The organism is Arthrobacter sp. U41, assembly GCF_001750145.1.
Taxonomy (GTDB): Bacteria; Actinomycetota; Actinomycetes; order Actinomycetales; family Micrococcaceae; genus Arthrobacter.
This window is the reverse complement of the sequence record NZ_CP015732.1, coordinates 4,267,607-4,288,834: the sequence shown is the minus strand read 5'-3', so window position 1 is coordinate 4,288,834 and position 21,228 is coordinate 4,267,607. Positions and strand designations below refer to the sequence as shown.

Genomic DNA, 21,228 nt, shown 5'->3' with positions numbered 1-21,228 from the left:
GCGTCGCCGTCAGCCAATTTCCAGCACGGTCACCCGCCACGTGAGCCTGCTGCGTTCCAGCCTCAGAGCGACCGCACGGACCCGCAACTCCTCGACCACGACGGCGCTGGCCTCGTAGACGTCCGCAGACACCCGGCAGGCCCGGACCGAGCGGACGGAGGCGTTTCGGTGCAGCCGTCCCGCCGTCGGGGAGGCTCCGCACGGGACCCTCCGGGTCAGGGCAGCCCGGTGCTGAAGTGCGCAGAGGCAGCGCTCGTCGAGCCGCCGGGCTAGCTGCTGCGCAGGCCGGGTGCCGGCCAGTACTTCGATGGCGGCCTGAACGGTGCTGCGGGAGATCGCACAGATTTGCCGTTCCTCGTCGGCCAACCCCAGCAGCTGCGCCGGCGGAGCAGGAGAACCAGCCGGCCGGCCGGGCGGTTCCGCGCCTCCCGGGACCAGACGCAGTGGCGGGGCAGTGGAGACGGGGGCCTCTGCGGCTGCGCGGGGGCTGGTCATGGCGCTCATGGTGCTTCCTTTCCTTGCTGTCGAGCCGGATGCTGTCGGGGCGGGCGTTCGGGTGGTTCGTGTCGGTGCCGGTGCTTTCCGGGGGAGCGGGCGCCGCAGCACGCGGCGCCCGCGGATTCAGATCGTCAAAGTCATGGTCCGGGCGGGAGCCTGAGCACCTGCCCGGGCCGCGGCAGGTGGGGGTTACCGCCAATGACGTCCCTGTTGGCCTGGTAGATCCGCGGCCAGTCCAGGGCGATGTCGACGTCGGAGGCGTAACGACCCAGCCGGGCGGCGGACAGGCTCCACAGGGAATCCCCGGGACGTACTGTCACCTCAGGTGCCTGGCCCCCGGGTTGCTGGTGTCGTAACGGGCGTCCCGCCAGCGGGCCGGGTTCGACAACGGGGCCGAGCGGCCGCCAGTGCGGATCCGCGACTGCCGGGGTGGCAGCGGAGTGCGCTGGCGCCGACCCTGACCCCGAATCGACGGCTGGTGGCGGAGCTCCGGACGCGGCGGGGACCGGGGTCGGAGTCCATGCGGCGGAGGCTTCGGGCGCGGCGGAGGCGGTGCCCGGGCGGTCCGGCGGGGTGGAAGCTGTGGCGAGCGAGGCGGCGAGCAGCTGAAGTCCGACTGTGGCCAGGGCCAGGCGGCGCATGAACGCGGGGGTGAACTTTGCTGCAGCCGATGCCGCGCGGGATTTCCCGCAGCGTTCGAGCAGTGCCGCCGCGACGGCAATAACAAGGGACAGGGCCCACCACACGATCACGATCAGCCCGGCTGTATTCGCCACCATGCCGAGCTGGTCTTCGAACCCCAGGGACTGGTGCCGTGCCGAGGAGGACTGCCAGCGCCGGACGATGCTGCTCCCGGTTCCTGCCAGGAACACCCCCAGCGCCAGGATACCGGCGGCCATGGCCGCGTCGGCGGTAGCCGCGGACCGGGAACCACGCTTCGGGAATTCTGCGTTCGCCATGATCTCCGCCCCGCCGCTTCCCGGCCATCCGAGGCCTCTTGATAGTGTTTGATGTTGTTTGATCTATTTTGGATAGTTTACAAATAGTTTGATCCCATTGTGTGGCTTTTGTCTAGGGCCGTAGTCGAGGGACTGCGGATTGACCGCGGGGGATCACGCGCCTACGCTGACGCCATGCGCTGGGATGACCTCTTTTCGGATCTGGAGACCCAAATGGCCGCCACCGAGCGGCTGGATCTCGATGCGGAGATCACTGAACGGACGCGTGCGGAGGCGGCAGCGGTGGAGCTCGCTGATCGGCTGCGAGGCTCGCTGGGGTTGCTGATTATGGTGCAGCTCGCGTCTGGATCGACGTTCGAGGGGACCCTGAGCCATGCGGGAAGCCAGGCGCTTGTGCTGGATGAATCCAGACACCAGGTGCTGGTTCCCTATGCTTCGGCGGTACGTTACCGCGGTCTCTCCAGGGTCGCCGTCCCGGAGCCGTCAAGGGTCCGGCAAAGACTTGGCCTCGCCAGTGCCCTGCGCGGGCTGGCTCGGGACCGTGCCAGCCTGGGCGTCCTGATTTCCGGGGGATCAGCGGGGGAATCGACGCTCCACGGGGTGATCGACAGGGTGGGCCGAGACTACCTTGACCTGGCGGTCACCGGGGAAGGTGAGGAGCGCCGGGCGGCAAATGTCCGGCAGCTGGCGACCATTCCCTTTGCCGCGCTGGCCGGGATCAAGTCGGCCCGGACCCCGGGCTGCTAGGCGCCGGTCTTCGGTGCAGGGGCGCCAGTGACAGGCACATGTGGACCTGGCAGGCCGGGTTCAGCGGGTCTTGGACTTCGCCTCTTCGATCATCCGGCTTGCTTCGGCGTACCGTTCCTCGATGTACTGCTCGAGCATCTTCTCCTCGACGCGCCACTGCCCGCGCCCGCCGACCTGAATGGCCTTGAGTTCACCGCTGCGCACGAGCGCGTAAGCAGCCGGGGCGTTGATCTGGAGCTGCTCTGCGACGTCGGCAAGGGTCAGGAATCGGGGCATGTTTCCATTTTGCCACCGATGACCCCATCTGAGGCTGTTATCCACAGTTTGTACTTCTTTGGTCCGGCGTCTTCCCGTCCGGGGCAGAAGGCGTAACAATGATGGTGCCCGGCCAGTGCCGGGCCGCGACTACGGGGGAGCAGGCGCATGAGTATGAGCACGGGGGCCGGCGGGGCGCGGCTGAAGAAACCATCCTGGAAAGATCCCCGGCTCCTCGTTGGCATCCTGCTGGTTCTGGCGTCGGTGGTGGGTGTTGTCTCCTTGGTTGGGGCCGCAGACCAGACCGCGGAGGCCTACACCGCGCGGGAAGCGATCGCGGTGGGGGAAAAGCTGTCCGTGGACAAACTGAACCGGGTCAAGGTCCGGCTGGGCGACGTCGAGCAGCACTATCTGACGCCCGCGGCCGGTGTGGAGGACGGACTTGTTGCCGTCCAGAGAATTGGCAAGGACCAGCTGGTGCCGCGTGAGAGCCTCGGGCAGCTGGACGCCCTGGACCGGAAACCGGTCGCGGTCACCATCGATGAGGTCCTGCCGGGCCAGGCAGTTGCCGGCTCCCGGGTGGATGTCTGGGTGGCACTGCCCGATACCCGGAACGGATTCAGTCAGCCGACCCTGCTGCTGCCCGGCGCGGAAATCGCCCAGATCTCTCCGGGCAGCACCGCGTTGGGGTCCGCCCGGTCCACCGTGGTGATGGTCCTGGTGACGGACGAGCAGATGCCGCACCTGCTGGGGGCGCAGGCCAATAAGGCAAAGATCTCCGTGGTCTGGAATCCGGGCGGTGCGGGCCGATGAGCATCCCGGTCGTCACGGTGGGGGACTCGCGCGAAGACCTGGTCGGCAGGCTCGAGCGCCTCCACGGGCCGGTGTCCGTCGTCCGGAGGTGCACCGAACTGGCGGAACTGCTGGCCGCCTGCCAGGGCGGTCTGGCGCGCGCAGCGGTCGTGGCCGAAGGCAGCGGGGAGCTGACGGCCTCGCTGGTGGACCGGCTGTCCGCCGTCGGTGTCGCCGTCCTGGCCCTGACCGACAGTCCTGAGGAAATGGCACGGCTGCAGGGGATCGGCGTGGCGGCCGAACTGACCGGAGTCGACGCCGCCGCCCTTGCCAGCCGCATCACGGGGGCCGTCGCGCAGTTGGCAGGAGCCGACCCGGGGCTCCGGCCGGGAGCCAACCGCGGCTTTGCCGAGGCCGGCCCTGCGCCCGGCCCCTCCGGCGGCAGTGCCGCGGAGGGGATCGAACGGTCCGGCACGGGACAGATTATTGCGGTCTGGGGGCCTGCCGGTTCACCGGGCCGGACCATGCTGGCGGCCAATATGGCGGCGGAGCTCGCGGCGGAGGGAAAATCGGTGCTGTTGGTGGACGCTGACAGCTACGGTGCCAGCGTCGCGGCCATGCTGGGCCTGCTGGACGAATCGGCAGGGCTCGCACAGGCCTGCCGTCTGGCGGATCAGGGCCTCCTCGACCCGGAGGCGCTGCTCAGGATCGCGGCTCCGGTCGCCACGAAAACGGGAACCTTCCACGTGCTGACCGGAATCACCCGGGCGGACCGCTGGACTGAACTCCGCGCCGCGGCACTTTCCCTGGTGCTGGCCCGGGCCCGGCAAACCGTTGAGGTCACCGTCATCGACACAGGTTTCTGCCTGGAAAGCGACGAAGAGCTGAGCTTCGACACCATGGCGCCGCGCCGGAACGCCGCGACGCTGAGGAGCCTGGAACTGGCGGACACGGTGTTCGCCGTCGGGGCGGCGGACTCGATCGGTGTCCCGAGGCTGGTCCGGGGCCTGGCCGAACTGGAATCGGCCGTCCCGAGCGCCTCCCCGCGGGTGGTGCTCAACAAGGTCCGGCAGTCCGCAGTGGGACGCTCTCCGGAGCGCCAGCTGCGCGATGCCTGGGAGCGCTTCGGGCCCGCCGCCCCGCTGTGGGCGTTCCTCCCGGCGGATCCGGCCTCCAGCGATGCGGCCCTGCTCTCGGGATCCCTCCTGTTGGAGGCAGCACCCGATTCAGCGCTCCGGAAGGGCATCGCCGCCCTGGTTTGTGCACCCGTCCAGCGAAACCGCCGATCCTCTGTCTTTTCTTCCACAGCGAAGCGCCGGCTAAAGGGTTAGGCTCGCTGTGAGGGCCGCAACGAAGCGGCCATGAACTTTTTGATGGAGGCGTTTGTCGATGTCGTCTGGGTCCAGCGTGGAGGATCAACCCGTTTCGATCGGTGCCGAAGAAGGCTACCTGAAGGACTACTACGAGCACCTCGCCGAAGAAGATGCGCGGGCGTATCCGCAGGAGTTGCTCGCTGCGCGGGCGCAGACGCACCGCCAGACGGCGACGAACCGTTTCCCCGGCATCGCCAGCATCACCATCGCCGACGAGGCGGACCGCAGCGTCGTCTACATCGTCACCGACGATATGCCCTTCCTCGTGGACTCGGTCAACGCGGAACTGGTCCGGCAGAACGCCCCCATCCACCTGGTCATGCATCCGCTGTTCGTGGTGACGCGCAACCGTGAGAGCGGGGAACTCGTCAGGGTCGCACGGGTCCCCTCACACCTGGGCATCTCGAGCGGAGACACGGCCGCGATGCCCAACCTTTCGCACCTGATCGCCCAGGGTGACAACGCCTCCCACATGGAATCCTGGATCGCCGTCGAAATCGACCGTGTCGACGACACGAAACGCGCGGCGCTGCTGGAAGGCATCGGGCGGGTGCTTTCCGACGTGCGTGCCGCCGTCGAAGACTGGCCGAAAATGCGGAACCGGGCGCTGCAGATCTCGCAGGAACTGGAAACACTGGCCAATGCCGCGCAGATCGCCGAACTCCGCCAGGCCCAGGAGCTGCTCCGCTGGATGGATGACGGGAACTTCACCTTCCTCGGCTATCGAGAATATGACCTCAAGAACGAATCCGGCGAGGATGTCCTGGAACCCCGGGAAGAGAGCGGCCTCGGGCTGCTGCGCGGCGCCGCCGACACCCCGCACCAGATCCAGCACCTCACCGAGACCGGACGGAAGAAAGCGCGCGAAAAGCGCGCGCTCGTCATCACCAAGGCCAACTCCCGTTCCACCGTCCACCGCTCCGCCTACCTGGACTACATCGGCGTCAAGAGCTTCGATGCAGCCGGCAACGTCAACGGCGAACGCCGCTTCATCGGGCTCTTCGCCACCACGGCCTACGCCGGCTCCGTGCGCGACATCCCGGTGGTCCGCGAGAAGGTCGCCGCCGTACTGGGCCAGGCCGGCTTCCCGCCGGACTCCCACTCCGGCAAGGACCTCCTGGGTATCCTCGAAACCTACCCGCGCGACGAGCTCTTCCAGATCGAAATCCCCGATCTGGCCGCCATCGCGACCGGCATCCAGCGGCTGCAGGAACGACGCCGGACCCGGCTGTTCCTCCGTCCGGACATTTACGGCCGCTTCATGTCAGCGCTCGTCTACCTTCCGCGCGACCGGTACACCACGAACGTTCGCCTGCGCATCGAGGAAGAACTCCGTCAGACATTCGACGCCGTTTCCATCGACTTCGAGGCGCGGATGACCGAATCCGCCCTGGCCCGGCTCTTCTTCCGGATCAGGCTCCCGAAGAACGCCGACGTCAGCGGCGTCAACAGCGACGACCTCGAGAAGCGCCTCGTCCGCGCTGCCCGCTCCTGGAGCGAAGGCATCGCCGAGGTCCTGCACGCCCGCGCCGCCGGCGCCGGAGGACTCAAGGAGGACGGCGCCAAGGAACTTGCCGCCTTGTGGGCCGAGGCTTTCCCGGCCAGCTACCGCGTCGACTACGAGGTCGAAGATGCCCTGGAAGACATCGCCCGCTTTGAGAAGTACGGCGCCGTGCCGGCCGGCGGGGCCGCCGGCGAAACCGCCAGGGAACATCCCGGTGTCCACGTCTACCTCCCCGACGGCGCCGGAGCGACGCTTGAAGAGGACGCCCGCGTCAAGCTCTACATGCTCGAGCCCAAAAGCCTCAGCCAGATCCTGCCGTACTTCCACAACCTGGGCCTGGAGGTTCTGGACGAACGGCCGTTCGAGATCGAAACCGCGGACCACCGTGACTTCTTCCTCTACGACCTGGGCCTGAAGTACCCGGCAGGGGTGGACCCCCTTAAAACGGGGCACCTGCTCGCGGACTCCTTTGGCGCCGCGGTGTCCGGTGAAGTGGAATCGGACAGCTTCGACCGGCTGGTGCTGCGCGAGGGGATGCACTGGCGCCAGATCGTTGTGCTGCGCGCCTACGCCAAATACATGCGGCAGATGGGCAACACCAACTCCTACGGCTTCCTGGCCGACACCCTGCTGGCCAACCCTGATGTCAACCGCGGACTTAGCGCCCTGTTCGAGGCCCGCTTCGATCCCTCGCTCGGCGAGGAGGCACGCCGGAGCCGGCAGGACGAGGTCCTCGTCGGACTGGACGCAGCGATCGAACAGGTCGCGACCCTCGATGCCGACCGCGTGCTGCGCACCTTCAAGAACCTGATCCAGGCGACGCTGCGGACCAACTACTACCAGAACAAGCCGCACCTCAGCTTCAAGCTGAACCCGTCGGCCATTGAGGGACTGCCGTTCCCCCGGCCGATGTTCGAGATCTGGGTCTACTCGCCCCGGGTCGAGGGGGTGCACCTGCGCTTCGGCAAGGTCGCCCGCGGCGGGCTGCGCTGGTCGGACCGGCGTGAGGACTTCCGCACCGAAATCCTGGGCCTGGTCAAGGCCCAGACCGTCAAGAACGCCGTGATTGTTCCCACCGGCGCCAAGGGCGGGTTCTACGCCAAGCAGCTCCCGGACCCGGCAGCGGACCGCACCGCGTGGATGGCGGAGGGCGTGGAAAGCTACAAGACGTTCATCCGCGGCCTCCTCGACGTCACCGACAACCTCGTCACGGCGCAGGACGGCGAGCAGCTGGTGCCGCCGGCCGACGTCGTGCGGCACGACGACGACGATTCCTACCTCGTCGTCGCGGCCGATAAGGGAACGGCCACGTTCTCCGACATCGCCAACGGCCTTGCCGCGGAATACGGATTCTGGCTCGGCGATGCCTTCGCCTCCGGAGGCTCGGTCGGCTACGACCACAAGGCCATGGGCATCACCGCCCGCGGTGCCTGGGAGTCCGTCAAGCGCCACTTCAGCGAACTCGACCTGGACACCCAGTCCGAGCCGTTCACGGTGGTCGGCGTCGGCGACATGTCAGGTGACGTGTTCGGCAACGGCATGCTGCTGTCCCGGCACATCCGGCTGCTCGCGGCGTTCGACCACCGGCACATCTTCCTCGATCCCACCCCGGACGAGGCCGTGTCCTTCGCCGAGCGCCAGCGGCTCTTCAAGCTGCCGCGTTCCTCCTGGGACGACTACAACAAGGCGCTGATCAGCGACGGCGGCGGGGTGTTTGCCCGTCAGGCGAAGTCGATCCCGGTCTCGGAGCAGGTCAGGTCCGCACTGGGGCTGCCCGACGGGACCACCCGGCTCAGCCCGCCGGAACTGCTGCGCGCGATCCTGCTCGCCCCGGCCGACCTGCTGTACAACGGCGGAATCGGCACCTACGTCAAGGCCAGCACGGAAACCAACGCCGAGGTCGGTGACAAGGCCAATGACTCCATCCGCGTCGACGGCCGCGACCTGCGCGTGAAGGTCATCGGTGAAGGCGGAAACCTGGGCATGACCCAGCGTGGCCGTATTGAGGCTGCCCTCCAGGGCGTCATCCTGAACACCGATGCGATCGACAACTCCGCCGGCGTTGACTGCTCGGACCACGAGGTCAACATCAAAATCTTCGTGGACCGGATGGTGGCCGCGGGGAAGCTGGATCCTGCGGAACGCTCGGAGTTCCTGGCATCGATGACCGACGAAGTCGGCCGGCTCGTGCTGGAGGACAATATCGACCAGAACATCCTGCTGCTCAATGACCGGATGCGGGTCTCCGAGTGGAGTCCCAGCTATGAACGCCTGATGGACTGGCTGGAAAAATCCGCCGATCTGAAGCGCGATCTGGAGGCGCTGCCGACGACGGAGACGCTGCGCGAGCGGCTCGACCAGGGCCAGGGCCTGACCTCGCCGGAGCTGTCGGTCCTGGCAGCGTACGCCAAGATCGAACTCGCCTCGGCACTGCGGGACAGCAACTTGGCCGAGGACCCATGGTTCCGGGACACCCTGCGGTCCTACTTCCCGCAGCAGCTGCGGGACAGGTTCGACGCCGAACTCGACACCCACCCGCTGCGGCGCGAAATCATCGCCACAGTCGTGGCGAACGACATGATCAACATGGGCGGCATCACGTTCGTCTTCCGTGCCATGGAGGAGACCTCGGCCACCGAGGCCGCTGTCGCCAAGGCCTTCGTGGCGCTCCGTGAAGTCTACGAACTGGACATTATGGTCGGGGAACTCAACGAACTGCCCGCGTCCTTCCCGACGGAACACTGGAGCACCGTCCACCTGGACATCCGCCGGCTGCTGGACCGGGCCGTGCGCTGGGTCCTGAGCCAGGGCAACGCCTCCCGGCCCATTGCCGAGATCGTTGGCGAGTTCAAGCCGCTGATGGACCCGATGCGGGCACGGCTGCTGGACTACCTGCGCGGCGATGACCGTGCCCGGGTGGCCGAATGGCTCGAAAAGGCGCGCAACTGGGAACTGCCGGAGGACCTGGCCCACCGTTGGGCGGAGCTGTTCGAGAGCTTCGTGCTGCTCGACATCGCCAAGATTGTCCACGTCAGCCCGGAACCCGTGGAGAACATCGCGCATGTCTACTACACAGTGTTCAACCGCTTCCATGCCGACTCCCTGCTCGAGCGCATCACGAAGCTGCCCCGGAAGGACCGCTGGCAGGCCCTGGCCAGGGCGGCCCTCCGTGACGATCTCTACTCGACCGTTTCGGATATGACGACGGCGGTGCTGGAGGCAACGTCTCCGGAAATGCCGGCGGAGGAACGGCTGGTGGCCTGGGAGGGCCAGAATGTTGAGCAGCTGGACCGGGCCAAGAGCATGTTTGACGAGGTGAACGCACTCGAGGCCGATGACATGGCCTCGCTGTCGGTAGCATTGAGGCTCTTGAGGTCAATCGTTCGACGCTAGGCAACCTGAACTGCCGGCGTCGCAAATGGAGGTGCTGTGGCAATCTTTACGGACCCCATCAGGGAGCATGCTGATTTTGGGCCGGGGGATGCCGAGTGGCTGCACCTGCTTGTAGGCGACTGGCAGATGGTCGCGGACCTGGCGTTCGCGGACCTGGCACTGTGGTTTCCACACCCCGAGTTCGGCTATGTGGCGCTGGCCCACGTCCGCCCCTCCACCACGCACACGGTGTTTCACGCCGACTTTGTGGGGGAGGGGATCCGGTCCGACCTGCAGCCGCTGGTCGACAAGGCGTGGGAGAGCCGCACGATCGAGCGCTCCAACGAGACCAACTGGAGCAGCGACATGGCCCTTCGGGTCGAGGCCGTGCCGATGGTCCGCAACGGCCGGACACTTGCCATCGTCACGACCCACATGGACCTCTCCAGCTCCCGGATGCCGTCGCGGCTGGAGCTGACGTACCGGCAGTGCGCCTACGATCTGCTGCGGATGGGGACGCTGGGACTGTGGCCGGACTTCGCCTCACCCACCGGTTCCCGCCGCGGCGCGCCCCGAGTCGGTGACGGACTGATCAGGCTCGACGCCGAGGGCATCGTCCAGTACGCGAGCCCCAACGGCGTCTCCGCGTTCCGCCGGCTCGGCGACGGCGAGTCACTGGAGGGCCGGAGCCTGGCCGAGGTGACCGCGGGCCTGTTGAAGGACCGCCGACTCGTGGATGAGACCCTGCCGCTGGTTGTCACAGGACGGATGCCGTGGCGCAGTGAGATCGAGTCCCGCGGTGTCAGCCTGTCACTGCGGGCCATTCCACTGCGCGATGAACAGCAGCGCTTTGGCGCCCTGGTGCTCTGCCGGGACGTCTCGGAGCTGCGGCGGCGGGAGATGGAACTCGTCACGAAGGACGCCACGATCCGGGAGATCCACCACCGGGTGAAGAATAACCTGCAGACCGTCGCTGCGCTGCTGCGGATGCAGTCACGGCGCATGGTCAGCGATGAGGCCAAGCAGGGACTCGAGCAGGCGATGCGGCGGGTGGCCACCATCGCCCTCGTGCATGAGACGCTGTCGCAGGGCCTGACCCAGAGCGTTGACTTCGATGAGCTCATCGGCCGCCAGTTCCGGCTCTCCGCCGAGGTGGCTTCCCCGTCGCAGCAGGTGAAGACGGCGCGCTCCGGGCTCTTCGGCGAGCTGCCGAGCGACTTTGCCACCCCGCTGGCCCTGGTGATCAACGAACTGGTGGCGAACGCCGTCGAGCACGGGCTGGAGGGCCGGACCGGAACCGTGTGGCTGATCGCGGACCGCTCCGAAAGCGAGGACGGCGATGAGCTCCTCACCGTGACCGTGGCGGACGACGGTGTCGGCATCCCGGCCACCCCCTATGTGGAGGGGCTCGGCCTGCAAATCGTGCGCACCCTGGTGACGAGTGAACTGGGAGGAAGTATCCAGTGGAGCGCCCGGGAGGGCGGCGGAACCGCTGTGCAGATTGTTTTGAGCCTGGCCCCACGCTAGCCGGGGGCGTTTAACGGGCAATGGCCGCAGACGGAGGTCTGCGGCCATTGCTGTCCTGCCACGGAGAGCGGATCGCCGGCTTGGCCGGCGTCAGGAAATTGGTGTCAGGAGGCGCGGCGGGCGCGGGCTGCGCGGCGTTTGAGGGCGCGGCGCTCGTCCTCGCTCATGCCGCCCCAGACGCCGGCGTCCTGCCCGGACTCGAGGGCCCACTGGAGGCAGGTGTCGACGACTGGGCATCGACGGCAAACACTCTTGGCTTCCTCGATCTGCAGAAGGGCAGGACCGGTGTTTCCTACGGGGAAGAATAGCTCCGGGTCCTTGTCAAGGCACGCTGCGCGGTTACGCCAATCCATGCTGATCAGTCACTCCATTTCCTGGGCACTCGTCAATGGCCTTTGTGAAATTATTCACTAGAGGCTTCATAAGAAAGGGGCCCTCTGGGGCCCCCTCGGTCATCTGGATTAAGCGTGTCATGTTAACGCTGCGTAAACAAGGGGTAATTCGCTGCAAAATGCCTTGGGATCATGAGCGATGCATCACAATGGCTGGCGGCGTCCCCACATCTGAACGACTATGTCCGGTATTGTGCCAGTGTGTCAAGAGACCCTGAAAACTCCTCCGAAGCTGCCAGCGGACCCGACCGCGACGGCATAGGGCCCCCTCCGGGAAAGCCCGCCGGAGCCCCCCTCCGGCCCGCCGGAATCATGGTCATTGCGGTCATCGTGGCACTGGAAGCGACGGCGCTCCTCGTGGCAGCCATCTGGTACGGAAGCCAGCTGCTGACCGGCGCCCCGGTGCTCTCCTTCTGGGGCGCGGTGTTCACGCTGGGCCTGCTGCTGGCGTTCTCTTCCTGGCTCTATGCTGTGGCCCTCTTCCTGTTCCGCGGATACCGCTGGCCGCGTGCCGGTGCGCTGGTGGCGCAGCTCTTTGTGCTCACCATCGGCTTTCCCACGGTGACGGGCGGATACACCGTGGCAGGCCTGGCGATGCTCGTGCCGGCGGTTCTCGCCATCGTTCTGCTGTTCGACAAGCGTGTCATTGCGTTTGCTTCCCGCGCCGGCGGGGCACCGCCCGCCCTGTAGCCAGGTGCTCACGGCCTAGGTCCGCTGCCGCTGCGGCCGGCGGCGGGATCGACCGCCAGCTGCACCGCCCGCGCCCGCCCGTCCGAAATCAAGACCGCGCGGCCCGGGGGAGGGCTCGGTTCAAGTTCGAACCTGACTCCGAAGTGTTCTCCATCCATTAACCCCCGCGGCGCGATCAGGACAGCCCGTCCCTGGTCTACTGCATGCTGTACCAGCGGCACCCGCTGTCGAATGCCCGGCCCGAAGCCGGCGGTTAGGACCACCCGCCAGCCGAGGTTGTTCAACAGGAGCAGGCGGCCGTTGGCTTCGGGCGGCTGAAGGTCGAGGTCGTCCACCAGGAGGAGTGCCGCCGGATCCAGTGCACCGGCCAGTGCGGCCTCGTGGTACCGGGACCAGTACCGTTCCGGACCTGTCGCAGGGGCCCGGAGACAGCTGACGGCCGGGTTAAGACCAGGCAGGGCTGACAACAGCGAAGTCTTCCCGGATGCCGGGCCGCCGAGGACGGCAAGAACTGCGCCGGGAGGCATTGGGGTGCCCGCCGGGAGAATCTCGTCGCCGCCGACCCCGAGGCACAGCCGGCCGGTCGGGGAAGCAGGCGATGTGGCCGGGATGCCCGCGGAAGGCGACGGGGCTTCTCCCCGGCCCGCAGCACCGGGGCCGGCTCGGGCGAGGACTTCGGAGACCGTCACCCGTACCGGAAGGGGCTCGACGCGGAACGGCCGGGTCCGCACAGCCGGGGCAGCCGCGCCCTGGACGCGGGGGGAGCAAGGTTCGAAGAGCTGTCCGACGTGACCGGAGGAGGCGGCTGCGGCGGACAGCGGCCCAAAAACCACGACCCGGCCGGCGATCGCTTCGATGGCCGGCAGCCGGGGCCAGGCGAGCCGTCCCTCTTCGGTCGATCCGGCGGGCAGAAAGATCCGGTTGGGAACGGCAGCGAAGAACCGTGCGGTCACCAGTTCGCGTTCACCGGCGATAAGGACGGTGATCCCCGCACGTGCCCCGTCGCGCACAATGTCCTGGACCAGATCTTCGGCCCATGCCAGAGGACCGGCCCGAAAAGCCGACAGCCAGGATCCCCAGCCGCACAGTGCCAGGACGAGAGCTGGTGCGTCAGCCGTGTGAGCGGTGCTCAGCCTCAGGGTCATTTCTTCGGAGACACGCTCCAGCACACGAACTGCCCTCCGGAGGTCGTGCAGCCCAACAACCGCCCCCACCCTCGGGGATGTCACCGCTGCGCTGAATGAACCGGCGGCATCGAGGAGGTAGAGATGTGGTTCGTCGTGACAGCTGAGGAGCTGATTCACGATGAGTCCCAGGACGGCGTCGGCGCCGCCGTTGTTCCCTGAGACCAGTCCCAGATGGCCGTGGGTGCCCGGATGCCACACGAATTCGGAGACGCGTTGTTCTTCGGGAACGTCCAACAGCCCCAGCCTGATCCGGCCGAGGCTTCCTGCCGGCGGGAACGGCAGCTGTTTGGGGAGCGGGCCCGCGACGGGACGGCGCGGAGGGTCTGCGCCCGTCGCCTCCCAGGCCGCGTGGACTGCTTCCACCAGTTCCGTGACCGCCAGGGAAGGCTCCGGGGCGAAGCCGCCCGCTACGCAGGGGGACTCATCAGCTGACGGGCGGCAGAGAAACTCCACCGCCTCCATAACGGTTGGGGCGCGGACGCTCGCTTGACCTGCTGAAGCGACTGTGGCCGTCTGGAACTCTTCCGGCGCTTCGTTTCCGCGGACAAGGTAGCCGCGGCCCGGACTCGTAATGGGGATGCCCGCCGCCAGCCGGGAATTAATGACGTCAATGGATTCCACGTCGGATTGAACCCTTAAAGCGATGCAACTGGTCACGTTGGCGCGGATGTCCGCGGAAACGGCGCCCTGGGGGCGCTGGGTTGCCATGACGAGGTGAATCCCGAGAGAACGCCCGATCGCGGCAATCCGCATCAGCTCCGCCAGGGATTCAGGCGCGTCGTCAACGAGCATCCTGAATTCGTCAATGATGAGAACCAAGTGGGGCAGGGGCGGCCCGGAGGGATCAAGTGTCTCGTAGGCTGTGAGATCGGCGGCCCGGTACGAGGCGAGGAGCTCCTCCCGGCGGCGTACCTCGGCCCCCAAGGAAACAAGGGTGCGCGCCACCTCACTGACGTCCAAATCCGTGAGGAGCCCGACGCAGTGGTCCAGGCCAGCCAGCGGCCGCAGGCCGGAGCCGCCCTTAAAGTCGATGTACAGAAGATTTACACGGTCAGGTGGGTACGTTGCCGCCAACGCTGCGGCCAGGGTCCGGAGGAATTCTGATTTGCCGGATCCGGTGGTGCCCGCCACCAGGAAGTGCGGACCGTCCGCCTGGAGATCCAGCCGCAGGGTGCCGGAAATTCCCATGCCGACCGGGACGGGAAGACCACGGGCGCTGGCGGAGCCGGCCCACCGCGAGGAGATGCCGGCCGCCGAGAGGGAAAGGAGCTCGCCCAGGGAGCGGGCTTCGCGGTTGCATGTCCCGGGTGCTGAGGCAGACGCTGGTGCCCGCTGGCGGCGGCAGGTGCGGTCGAAGACCCCTGACGGAACCAGATCTGGGGTGAACTCCCGCGAAGATTGCGCGGCTGAAACCGTTGCGGTGCGCTCATTGAGGACGAGGGACACGCCGGCGGCCGGGACCGGATGGCCGGAGCAGTCGAGAACCTGCCAGCCGCGGCTGACAGCCACGGAGCGCAGCGCAGCGGTTCCCCGGGCTTTGACGATGATCAGCACACCGCGCTCATAGCCCTGGCCGAAGCCGGCTGCCAGGGTTTCCAGGGTCGAAGCCTCCTGCACGGACAGAGTTACGGCTGCCAGGAAGCGTGCGGCAAGCAGTGAGGGGGTTGGGCCATGGATGATGATCCTGGTAAGCCGGGCCGCCGGGTAGCAGGCAAGCTGCATGACGACGGATCTGACCAGGCCGGCCACAGCGGTTTCCGGGCCCCGGAGAGTTGTCACCGTCATCCCCGGGTCAAGCGTCACCGGCATCGTTCCGAGCAGCGGTGTCCGGAAACCGGGATCCGGCGGGTCCAGCCGGATATTTGCGCTTTGTGGCGCCTGTCCGAGCCGCAACCAGACCGGGCCGGTGGTGACGGAAACCGTCGCCGGGGCGGGTTCGGCCCATGAAGAGTGAAGGGACAACTCGGCTGCGGATGGCGCGGCCCGCCGTCGTCGGTCCTTGTCCTCAAGCACTGCCGCGGCGACGGCGGCCTCCCGCTCGCGGCGCTGCCTCCTACCGGCGACGATGGGCACGACAATGGAAACCGCGGACACGAGGGTGAAAGCCAGGAAGATCCACATTCCCGTCAGGATGGCTAGGCCGAGTCCAATGGCCAGGGGGAGAACCGCAGCCAGGAGGAGGGCCGCTTTGTTGCTCTGCACCGTGGGATTGTTGACCAGCAACGGTTCCGAGACATCGGAACCGGCAGCGGGCGGGATCGCAGGGTCCTGGCCCCCGCCGAAAATGAGGGACATTGACGAGCCGCCGCAGTCGATCAGTGAGTCAGTGGAGACGGCAGCCGCATGTACCCTCCTTCCGTCGACGCTGACCCCGTTGGCACTCCCGAGATCCAGGAGCGTGACGACGGAATCAGTGACGTCCAGCTGCGCATGTTCGCGGGACAATTCCGCATCCGGAATGACAATCTCGGTCCCGCTGCGGCCGATCCGGAACCGCCCGCGTCGCAGCGGGAAGATCAAGCCGGCGCCCGGCCCGCTGTGCACGGCTAGCACGAGCGGTGCCGCGTCGAGGGCGGCGGCCGGGGCTGCGCCGTCCACCAACACGGCACCGTTCACCAGGGGGCCCTCTCCGACGTGCAGAGCGGCGAGCAGGACCCGGTCCACTGTCAGTGCCCCGGTACCGTAACGCAGGGAGATTGCCGCCTGCAGCTCGGCGCCGGGGCAGGCAGCCGGCACATCGATGGCCAATTCCACCGGACCTGTGGTGAGTGCGGACCCCGGCGCCGGCACCAGGGTGCAGTGCAGCATCATCGAGGAGGGATCCTTTCTGGCATAGTCGTTGCATCCAACGCTAGGCGTGTCTCCGGTGACTCGGAGTGGGGGATTCGGCCTATGTGGAAAGCCGTGGTGACCTCGAAAAACTACCCGACGACAGGGCTCACAGTGGACCCGGGCGCGTGCCTCGATTCGCCGGTTCATACCCTGTCTCGGGTAGGCTGGACCAGCAGACAATGCACAACGTTGGGCTGCCCACATTCGAACCAGGAGATTTTGTGACCGCTGACCTCGTTATCGTAGGGTCAGGCTTCTTTGGCCTGACAATCGCAGAACAGGCCGCCACTGAGCTGGGCTTGAAGGTCGTCGTCATCGACCGCCGCCACCACATCGGCGGCAATGCCTACAGCGAAAAAGAAGAGCAGACCGGTATTGAGGTACACCGTTATGGTGCCCACCTTTTCCACACCTCAAACGAGCGCGTGTGGGAGTACGTGAACCGTTTTACAACCTTCACTAACTACGTTCACAAGGTGTACGGCGTTCACAAGGGCGAGGTCTACTCACTGCCCATCAACCTGGCCACCATCAACCAGTTCTTCCGCGCCAACCTGACCCCGGGCCAGGCCCAGGAACTGATCAAGGAACAGTCCGGAGAACTGGCCGGTACCGATCCGCAAAACCTCAACGACAAGGGTATCCAGCTAATCGGCCGGCCGCTGTACGAAGCTTTCATCAAGCACTACACAGGCAAGCAGTGGCAGACGGATCCCAAGGACCTGCCCGCGAGCATCATTTCGCGCCTTCCGGTGCGCTACAACTACGACAACCGCTACTTTAACGACAAGTACGAGGGTCTGCCGACGAACGGCTACACCGCGTGGATCGAGAAGATGGCGGAGCACCCGAACATCGAGGTCCGGCTCAACACTGATTTCTTCGACGAGTCACACGAGTACAGCAAGGACAAAGTCGTCGGCAATATCCCGGTCATCTACACCGGGCCTGTCGACCGGTACTTCGATTCCTCCGAGGGCGACCTCTCCTGGCGCACCATTGACTTCGAGGAAGAAGTGCTCGACGTCGGCGACTTCCAGGGAACGTCGGTGGTCAACTACAACGACGCCGATGTGGCCTACACCCGCATTATTGAGCCTCGCCACTTCCACCCGGAGCGCGACTACCAGAGCGAAAAGACCGTCATCATGCGCGAGTTCTCCCGCGCCGCGGAGAAGGGCGACGAGCCCTACTACCCGATCAACACCGCGGCGGACCGCGAACGCCTGCTCAAGTACCGTGACCTGGCAGCTGCCGAGAAGGACGTCCTGTTCGGCGGACGGCTTGGCACGTACAAGTACCTCGACATGCACATGGCCATCGGGTCCGCTCTGACGATGTTTGATAACAAGATCCGCCCGCATTTTGAGGGCGGCACCAAGATTGAGAGCGGGGGAGTGGACGCATGAGTGACCTGACGTCGTCTGCCAGCAAGTCTGCCCACCTTAATCCCCAGTCGTTGGAGGAACCGGCTGGTACCATCGGCCTCCGCGTGGTTCAGCATGTAGTATTTCCGGCTGATAAGGACCTTGATGTCCTTCCTCTGTACATGGACTCGGACGCAGTTCCCAACGTGCCGATGACAGACGAGAAGCCGGCCATCACCGTAAACATGCCTTCCGCGGGAACTGACTTGCACCCCGATGACCTTCTGGGGAGGAGGGCCGTTCGGGTCCGCGCCGGTAAGCGGCTGTCATTTGGATCATATTTTAATGCCTTTCCCGCTGCGTACTGGCGCAAGTGGACCACCGTGTCCACCGTCAGCCTGCGCGTCCAGACCTCGGGATCCGGCTCGCTCGTGGTGTACCGGTCAAACGCGCGCGGCGTGACCCAACGTGTCGAATCCTTCCGTGTCTCGGGCGAATCAACCAACACTCATGAGCTCTCCCTTGAGCAGTTCGGCGATGGTGGCTGGTACTGGTTCGATCTGATTGCCGATGCCGATGGCATGGCGCTGGTTTCCGCGGACTGGTCAGTTCCCGATAACGGGAAACCCGCAGGTCGGCTCAACATCGGCGTGACAACTTTCAACCGGGCGGACTACTGCAGCCGCACCATCGCGGCAATCGCTGCCGACCCGGAGCTCCGAGCGATCCTCCACGAGATGATCGTTGTGGATCAGGGCAACGAAAAGGTCCAGGACGTACCCGGCTTCGGCGACATCGCCGCGGATATGGGGACCCAGCTGCGGGTCATCAACCAGCCTAACCTCGGTGGATCTGGCGGCTTCTCAAGGAACATGCTTGAGTCTGTCGACGGCGAGATCGCGGACTACGTACTGCTGCTGGACGACGACGTCGTGGTCGAGACAGAGGGCATCCGCCGCTCCGCAACCTTTGCGGACTTCTGTCGCGTTCCGACTATTGTCGGCGGCCACATGTTCGATATGTACGACCGGTCAGTGCTGCATGCCTATGCCGAGTCGGTCAACATGTGGAAGTTCCTGTGGGGACCGAGCGGTGACCTCTATCACCGTCACAACCTGGCCAGCCAGAACCTCCGGGCTACCTCCTGGATGCATCGGCGCTGGGATGTTGACTTCAATGGCTGGTGGATGTGCCTGATTCCGACGGCGGTCATCAAAGATATCGGGCTCTCACTGCCTGTATTCATAAAGTGGGATGATGCGGAGTACGGACTCAGGGCAAAGGCCGCGGGGTATCCGACTGTGTCCATGCCGGGCACCGCTGTATGGCACGTCTCCTGGATTGACAAAGACGATTCTGTCGACTGGCAGGCATATTTTCACGGCCGGAACCGCCTCGTTGCCGGCCTGATCCATTCTCCGTACGACAAGGGCGGAGACCTGCTGAGGCAGAGCCTGGCAGTTGACGTCAAACATATCTTCTCGATGCAGTACTACGCAGCCTCGGCGCGTGTGATGGCTCTCCGCGACGTACTGAGCGGTCCAGAGCACATGCACCGGACGATTGGCACACGCGCCCCGGAACTGCGGGCAATGAAGGGTGACTTCTCGGACTCGTCGATGCAGAAGGACCCGGCCGCGTTCCCCCCGCCGCGCCGTCGCAGGCCTCCGCGCAAAGGGATGGAGCCCTCCGCGCCGAAGCTTTACGCCCTTGGACCCTGGCTGGCCAAGACTTTGGTGAAACAGACTGCGATTCCCGCGTCGGAGATGTCTGCCCTAAACCCCGAGACGGCTATTGCCCATCAGGACAGCAAGTGGTGGCGGCTATCCCAGTTGGACAGCGCAGTGGTAACTAACGCCGACGGAACTGGCGCCTCCTGGTACAAGCGAGATGCGAAAAAGGCGCGCGCACTGTTGCGTGAAAGCATTCTGCTGCATCTGAAGCTGCGCCAGAACTGGAAAGAACTTCAGGAACAATACCGCGCCCAGCTACGTGAGGTCACGTCCCCGCAGGCGTGGGAGACCACGATCAGTGAAGCGGCGGCAAGGGATAGTGCTGGCAAATGAGTTCTGAGCTTACAATTGCCGGGGCAGGGGCTGGGCTCGCAGACGTATATCGGCGGAGATATCTTCTCCGCCTGCTCGTCGCGAAGGAGCTTACGGTCCGGTACCGCGGGTCCATACTTGGTATTCTTTGGTCCTACGTGAAGCCCGGCATCCAGTTTGGCGTCTTCTACTTTGCCTTGGGTGTCTTCCTTGGGCAGAGTCAGGGCACAGAAAACTATGCGGTCTACTTGTTTTCCGGAATCATCCTTATCAACTTCTTCACGGAAGCGCTGTCAAACGCCTCACGCTCTATGGTGGCTAACGGCGGCCTGATTAAGAAAATTTACCTCCCCCGGGAGTTGTTTCCGGTTGCCTCGGTATGGGTTGCCGCAGTGCATTTCTTCCCCCAGCTCGTCGTCCTCCTCATCGCCTGCATCTTCACGGGATGGCAGCCGAATCTGTTGCAGATCTTGGTGGCCATCCCGGCGTTCCTGCTCGTGGCTCTGCTTGCCATCGGGTTGGGGCTCCTCTTCGGGGCCGCCAATGTCTACTTCCGGGACGCGGAAAACCTGGTCGATCTGCTACTCATGGTGGCCACTTGGGCCTCGCCGGTCCTCTACGGTTGGACGCAGGTCCGCGCAGCCTTGGGGCCAACCTTTACGTTCTTTTATCAGATGAACCCGATGACCATTGCCGTGGAGTCTTTCCACTACGCCTTCTGGTTCCCCACCACCGACGGAACCGCGGAGTTGCCGCCCAACCTACTCACCATTTGGCTGCCGGCCGGATTGATAGTGGCAGTGCTGACAGTGATGGCGGGCCAACTGACCTTCCGCCGTCTCGAAGGCCGATTTGCCCAGGAACTATAGAGATGCAGACATTGCCTGATACAGAAATCACTGCAATTGAGATCAACACAATCAACAAACAGTTTGTGCTCCGTCATTCGCGCTCGCTCAAGGAGACAGCCGTATGGCTATTAAAGGGACGCAAGGGGGAACTGACCGAGAAGTTCCATGCCTTGAAGGATGTGGCTCTCTCGATCAAACAGGGTGAGTCAGTAGCGCTCCTTGGATTCAACGGATCAGGGAAGTCGACACTGCTCAAACACATATCGGGTGTGATGCTTCCGGACTCTGGAACGGTACGAACCCGGGGACGGGTGGCTGGCCTTATCGAGGTCGGAGCGGGTTTCCACCCGGACCTGACGGGCCGCGACAACGTCTACCTCAACGCCGCCATCCTGGGGATGACCGAGCAGGAGACAAAGGATCAATTCGAATCGATCATCGAATTCTCTGAAATCGGCCAGTTCATTGATACCGAGGTCAAATTCTATTCATCCGGAATGTACCTCAGGCTGGCTTTTTCTGTCGCCGTCCACACTGATCCGGAAGTTTTCCTGATCGATGAGATTCTTGCGGTCGGAGACGAACCTTTTCAGCGTAAATGTGTAGAAAAGATTCAGGAACTGGCGCGCCTAGGCAAGACGCTCGTTGTCGTCAGCCACGACTTGGATCTGGTCGCGCGCATTTGTGACCGTGGAATCGTGCTCCAACACGGTGAAGTCTCCTTTGACGGACCCATCCATGAGGCCGTGGCGCGGCTCAGGTCGTCCTAGGACGGGGAGGACAGCCCAGGCCGGCGCGTGCTGTGGAAATGATGCAACACATCCGCACTTAATCTGA

At 65.2% G+C, this 21,228-nt stretch carries 15 protein-coding genes; 10 read left to right on the top strand and 5 right to left on the bottom strand.

The features are described 5' to 3' along the window. Window positions 1–9: 9 nt before the first annotated feature. Window positions 10–504: an Rv3235 family protein gene (locus ASPU41_RS19510; RefSeq protein WP_083266634.1), complete on the bottom strand. Its 495-nt coding sequence runs from the start codon at window positions 502–504 to the stop codon at window positions 10–12. A gap of 131 nt (window positions 505–635) precedes the next feature. Next, the gene (locus tag ASPU41_RS19505) at window positions 636–1,457 is read right to left on the bottom strand and encodes a LysM peptidoglycan-binding domain-containing protein (protein ID WP_069952310.1); all 822 of its coding nucleotides are present in this window, start codon (window positions 1,455–1,457) and stop codon (window positions 636–638) included. Window positions 1,458–1,565: 108 nt separating this feature from the next. Here ASPU41_RS19505 and ASPU41_RS19500 point away from each other — a divergent pair, with 108 nt between their 5' ends. Next, window positions 1,566–2,204 carry a hypothetical protein gene (locus ASPU41_RS19500; RefSeq protein ID WP_331712766.1) on the top strand — a complete coding sequence of 213 codons (639 nt, stop codon included), beginning with the start codon at window positions 1,566–1,568 and terminating at the stop codon, window positions 2,202–2,204. Between the two features lie 60 nt (window positions 2,205–2,264). Here ASPU41_RS19500 and ASPU41_RS19495 read toward each other — a convergent pair whose 3' ends face one another. Next, a complete protein-coding gene (locus ASPU41_RS19495) occupies window positions 2,265–2,480 on the bottom strand; it encodes a helix-turn-helix domain-containing protein (protein ID WP_056425852.1) in 216 nt (71 codons plus the stop codon). A 147-nt stretch (window positions 2,481–2,627) separates the two neighbouring features. On the opposite strand from ASPU41_RS19495, the gene ASPU41_RS19490 reads away from it, so the two are divergent. The 4 genes from ASPU41_RS19490 to ASPU41_RS19475 are packed head-to-tail and all read left to right on the top strand — an operon-like array spanning window position 2,628 to window position 11,027. Beyond that, window positions 2,628–3,272 carry a hypothetical protein gene (locus tag ASPU41_RS19490; protein ID WP_069952309.1) on the top strand — a complete coding sequence of 215 codons (645 nt, stop codon included), beginning with the start codon at window positions 2,628–2,630 and terminating at the stop codon, window positions 3,270–3,272. Further along, complete coding sequence (locus ASPU41_RS19485) at window positions 3,269–4,582, top strand: AAA family ATPase (RefSeq protein ID WP_069952308.1); 1,314 nt, start codon at window positions 3,269–3,271, stop codon at window positions 4,580–4,582. The genes ASPU41_RS19490 and ASPU41_RS19485 overlap by 4 nt, the downstream gene beginning before the upstream one ends. A 58-nt stretch (window positions 4,583–4,640) precedes the next feature. Next, the gene (locus tag ASPU41_RS19480) at window positions 4,641–9,521 is read left to right on the top strand and encodes an NAD-glutamate dehydrogenase (RefSeq protein WP_069952307.1); all 4,881 of its coding nucleotides are present in this window, start codon (window positions 4,641–4,643) and stop codon (window positions 9,519–9,521) included. Window positions 9,522–9,557: 36 nt separating this feature from the next. Continuing rightward, complete coding sequence (locus ASPU41_RS19475) at window positions 9,558–11,027, top strand: sensor histidine kinase (protein WP_069952306.1); 1,470 nt, start codon at window positions 9,558–9,560, stop codon at window positions 11,025–11,027. Between the two features lie 104 nt (window positions 11,028–11,131). Here ASPU41_RS19475 and ASPU41_RS22310 read toward each other — a convergent pair whose 3' ends face one another. Beyond that, window positions 11,132–11,380, bottom strand: coding sequence for a WhiB family transcriptional regulator (locus tag ASPU41_RS22310; protein ID WP_003804966.1), 249 nt, complete (start codon window positions 11,378–11,380; stop codon window positions 11,132–11,134). Window positions 11,381–11,620: 240 nt separating this feature from the next. Between ASPU41_RS22310 and ASPU41_RS19465 the strand changes: the two genes are divergently transcribed. Beyond that, window positions 11,621–12,109, top strand: coding sequence for a hypothetical protein (locus ASPU41_RS19465; RefSeq protein WP_069952304.1), 489 nt, complete (start codon window positions 11,621–11,623; stop codon window positions 12,107–12,109). Between the two features lie 8 nt (window positions 12,110–12,117). Here the strand turns inward: ASPU41_RS19465 and ASPU41_RS19460 are convergent, their stop codons facing one another. Further along, window positions 12,118–16,107 carry an FtsK/SpoIIIE domain-containing protein gene (locus ASPU41_RS19460; protein WP_069952303.1) on the bottom strand — a complete coding sequence of 1,330 codons (3,990 nt, stop codon included), beginning with the start codon at window positions 16,105–16,107 and terminating at the stop codon, window positions 12,118–12,120. A 242-nt stretch (window positions 16,108–16,349) separates the two neighbouring features. On the opposite strand from ASPU41_RS19460, the gene glf reads away from it, so the two are divergent. Genes glf through ASPU41_RS19440 form a run of 4 tightly spaced genes read left to right on the top strand, consistent with a single transcriptional unit; the run spans window position 16,350 to window position 21,161 of the window. Continuing rightward, window positions 16,350–17,537: a UDP-galactopyranose mutase gene (gene glf / locus ASPU41_RS19455; protein ID WP_069952302.1), complete on the top strand. Its 1,188-nt coding sequence runs from the start codon at window positions 16,350–16,352 to the stop codon at window positions 17,535–17,537. Next, window positions 17,534–19,561, top strand: a complete 2,028-nt coding sequence (locus ASPU41_RS19450) for a glycosyltransferase (RefSeq protein WP_069952301.1) — start codon at window positions 17,534–17,536, stop codon at window positions 19,559–19,561. The genes glf and ASPU41_RS19450 overlap by 4 nt, the downstream gene beginning before the upstream one ends. Further along, window positions 19,558–20,409 (top strand): ABC transporter permease, encoded by an 852-nt coding sequence (locus tag ASPU41_RS19445; protein WP_069952300.1) that lies wholly within the window; start codon window positions 19,558–19,560, stop codon window positions 20,407–20,409. Before ASPU41_RS19450 ends, ASPU41_RS19445 begins: the two co-directional genes overlap by 4 nt. 2 nt (window positions 20,410–20,411) lie before the next feature. Next, window positions 20,412–21,161 carry an ABC transporter ATP-binding protein gene (locus ASPU41_RS19440; protein WP_069952299.1) on the top strand — a complete coding sequence of 250 codons (750 nt, stop codon included), beginning with the start codon at window positions 20,412–20,414 and terminating at the stop codon, window positions 21,159–21,161. The last annotated feature ends 67 nt before the right edge of the window (window positions 21,162–21,228 follow it).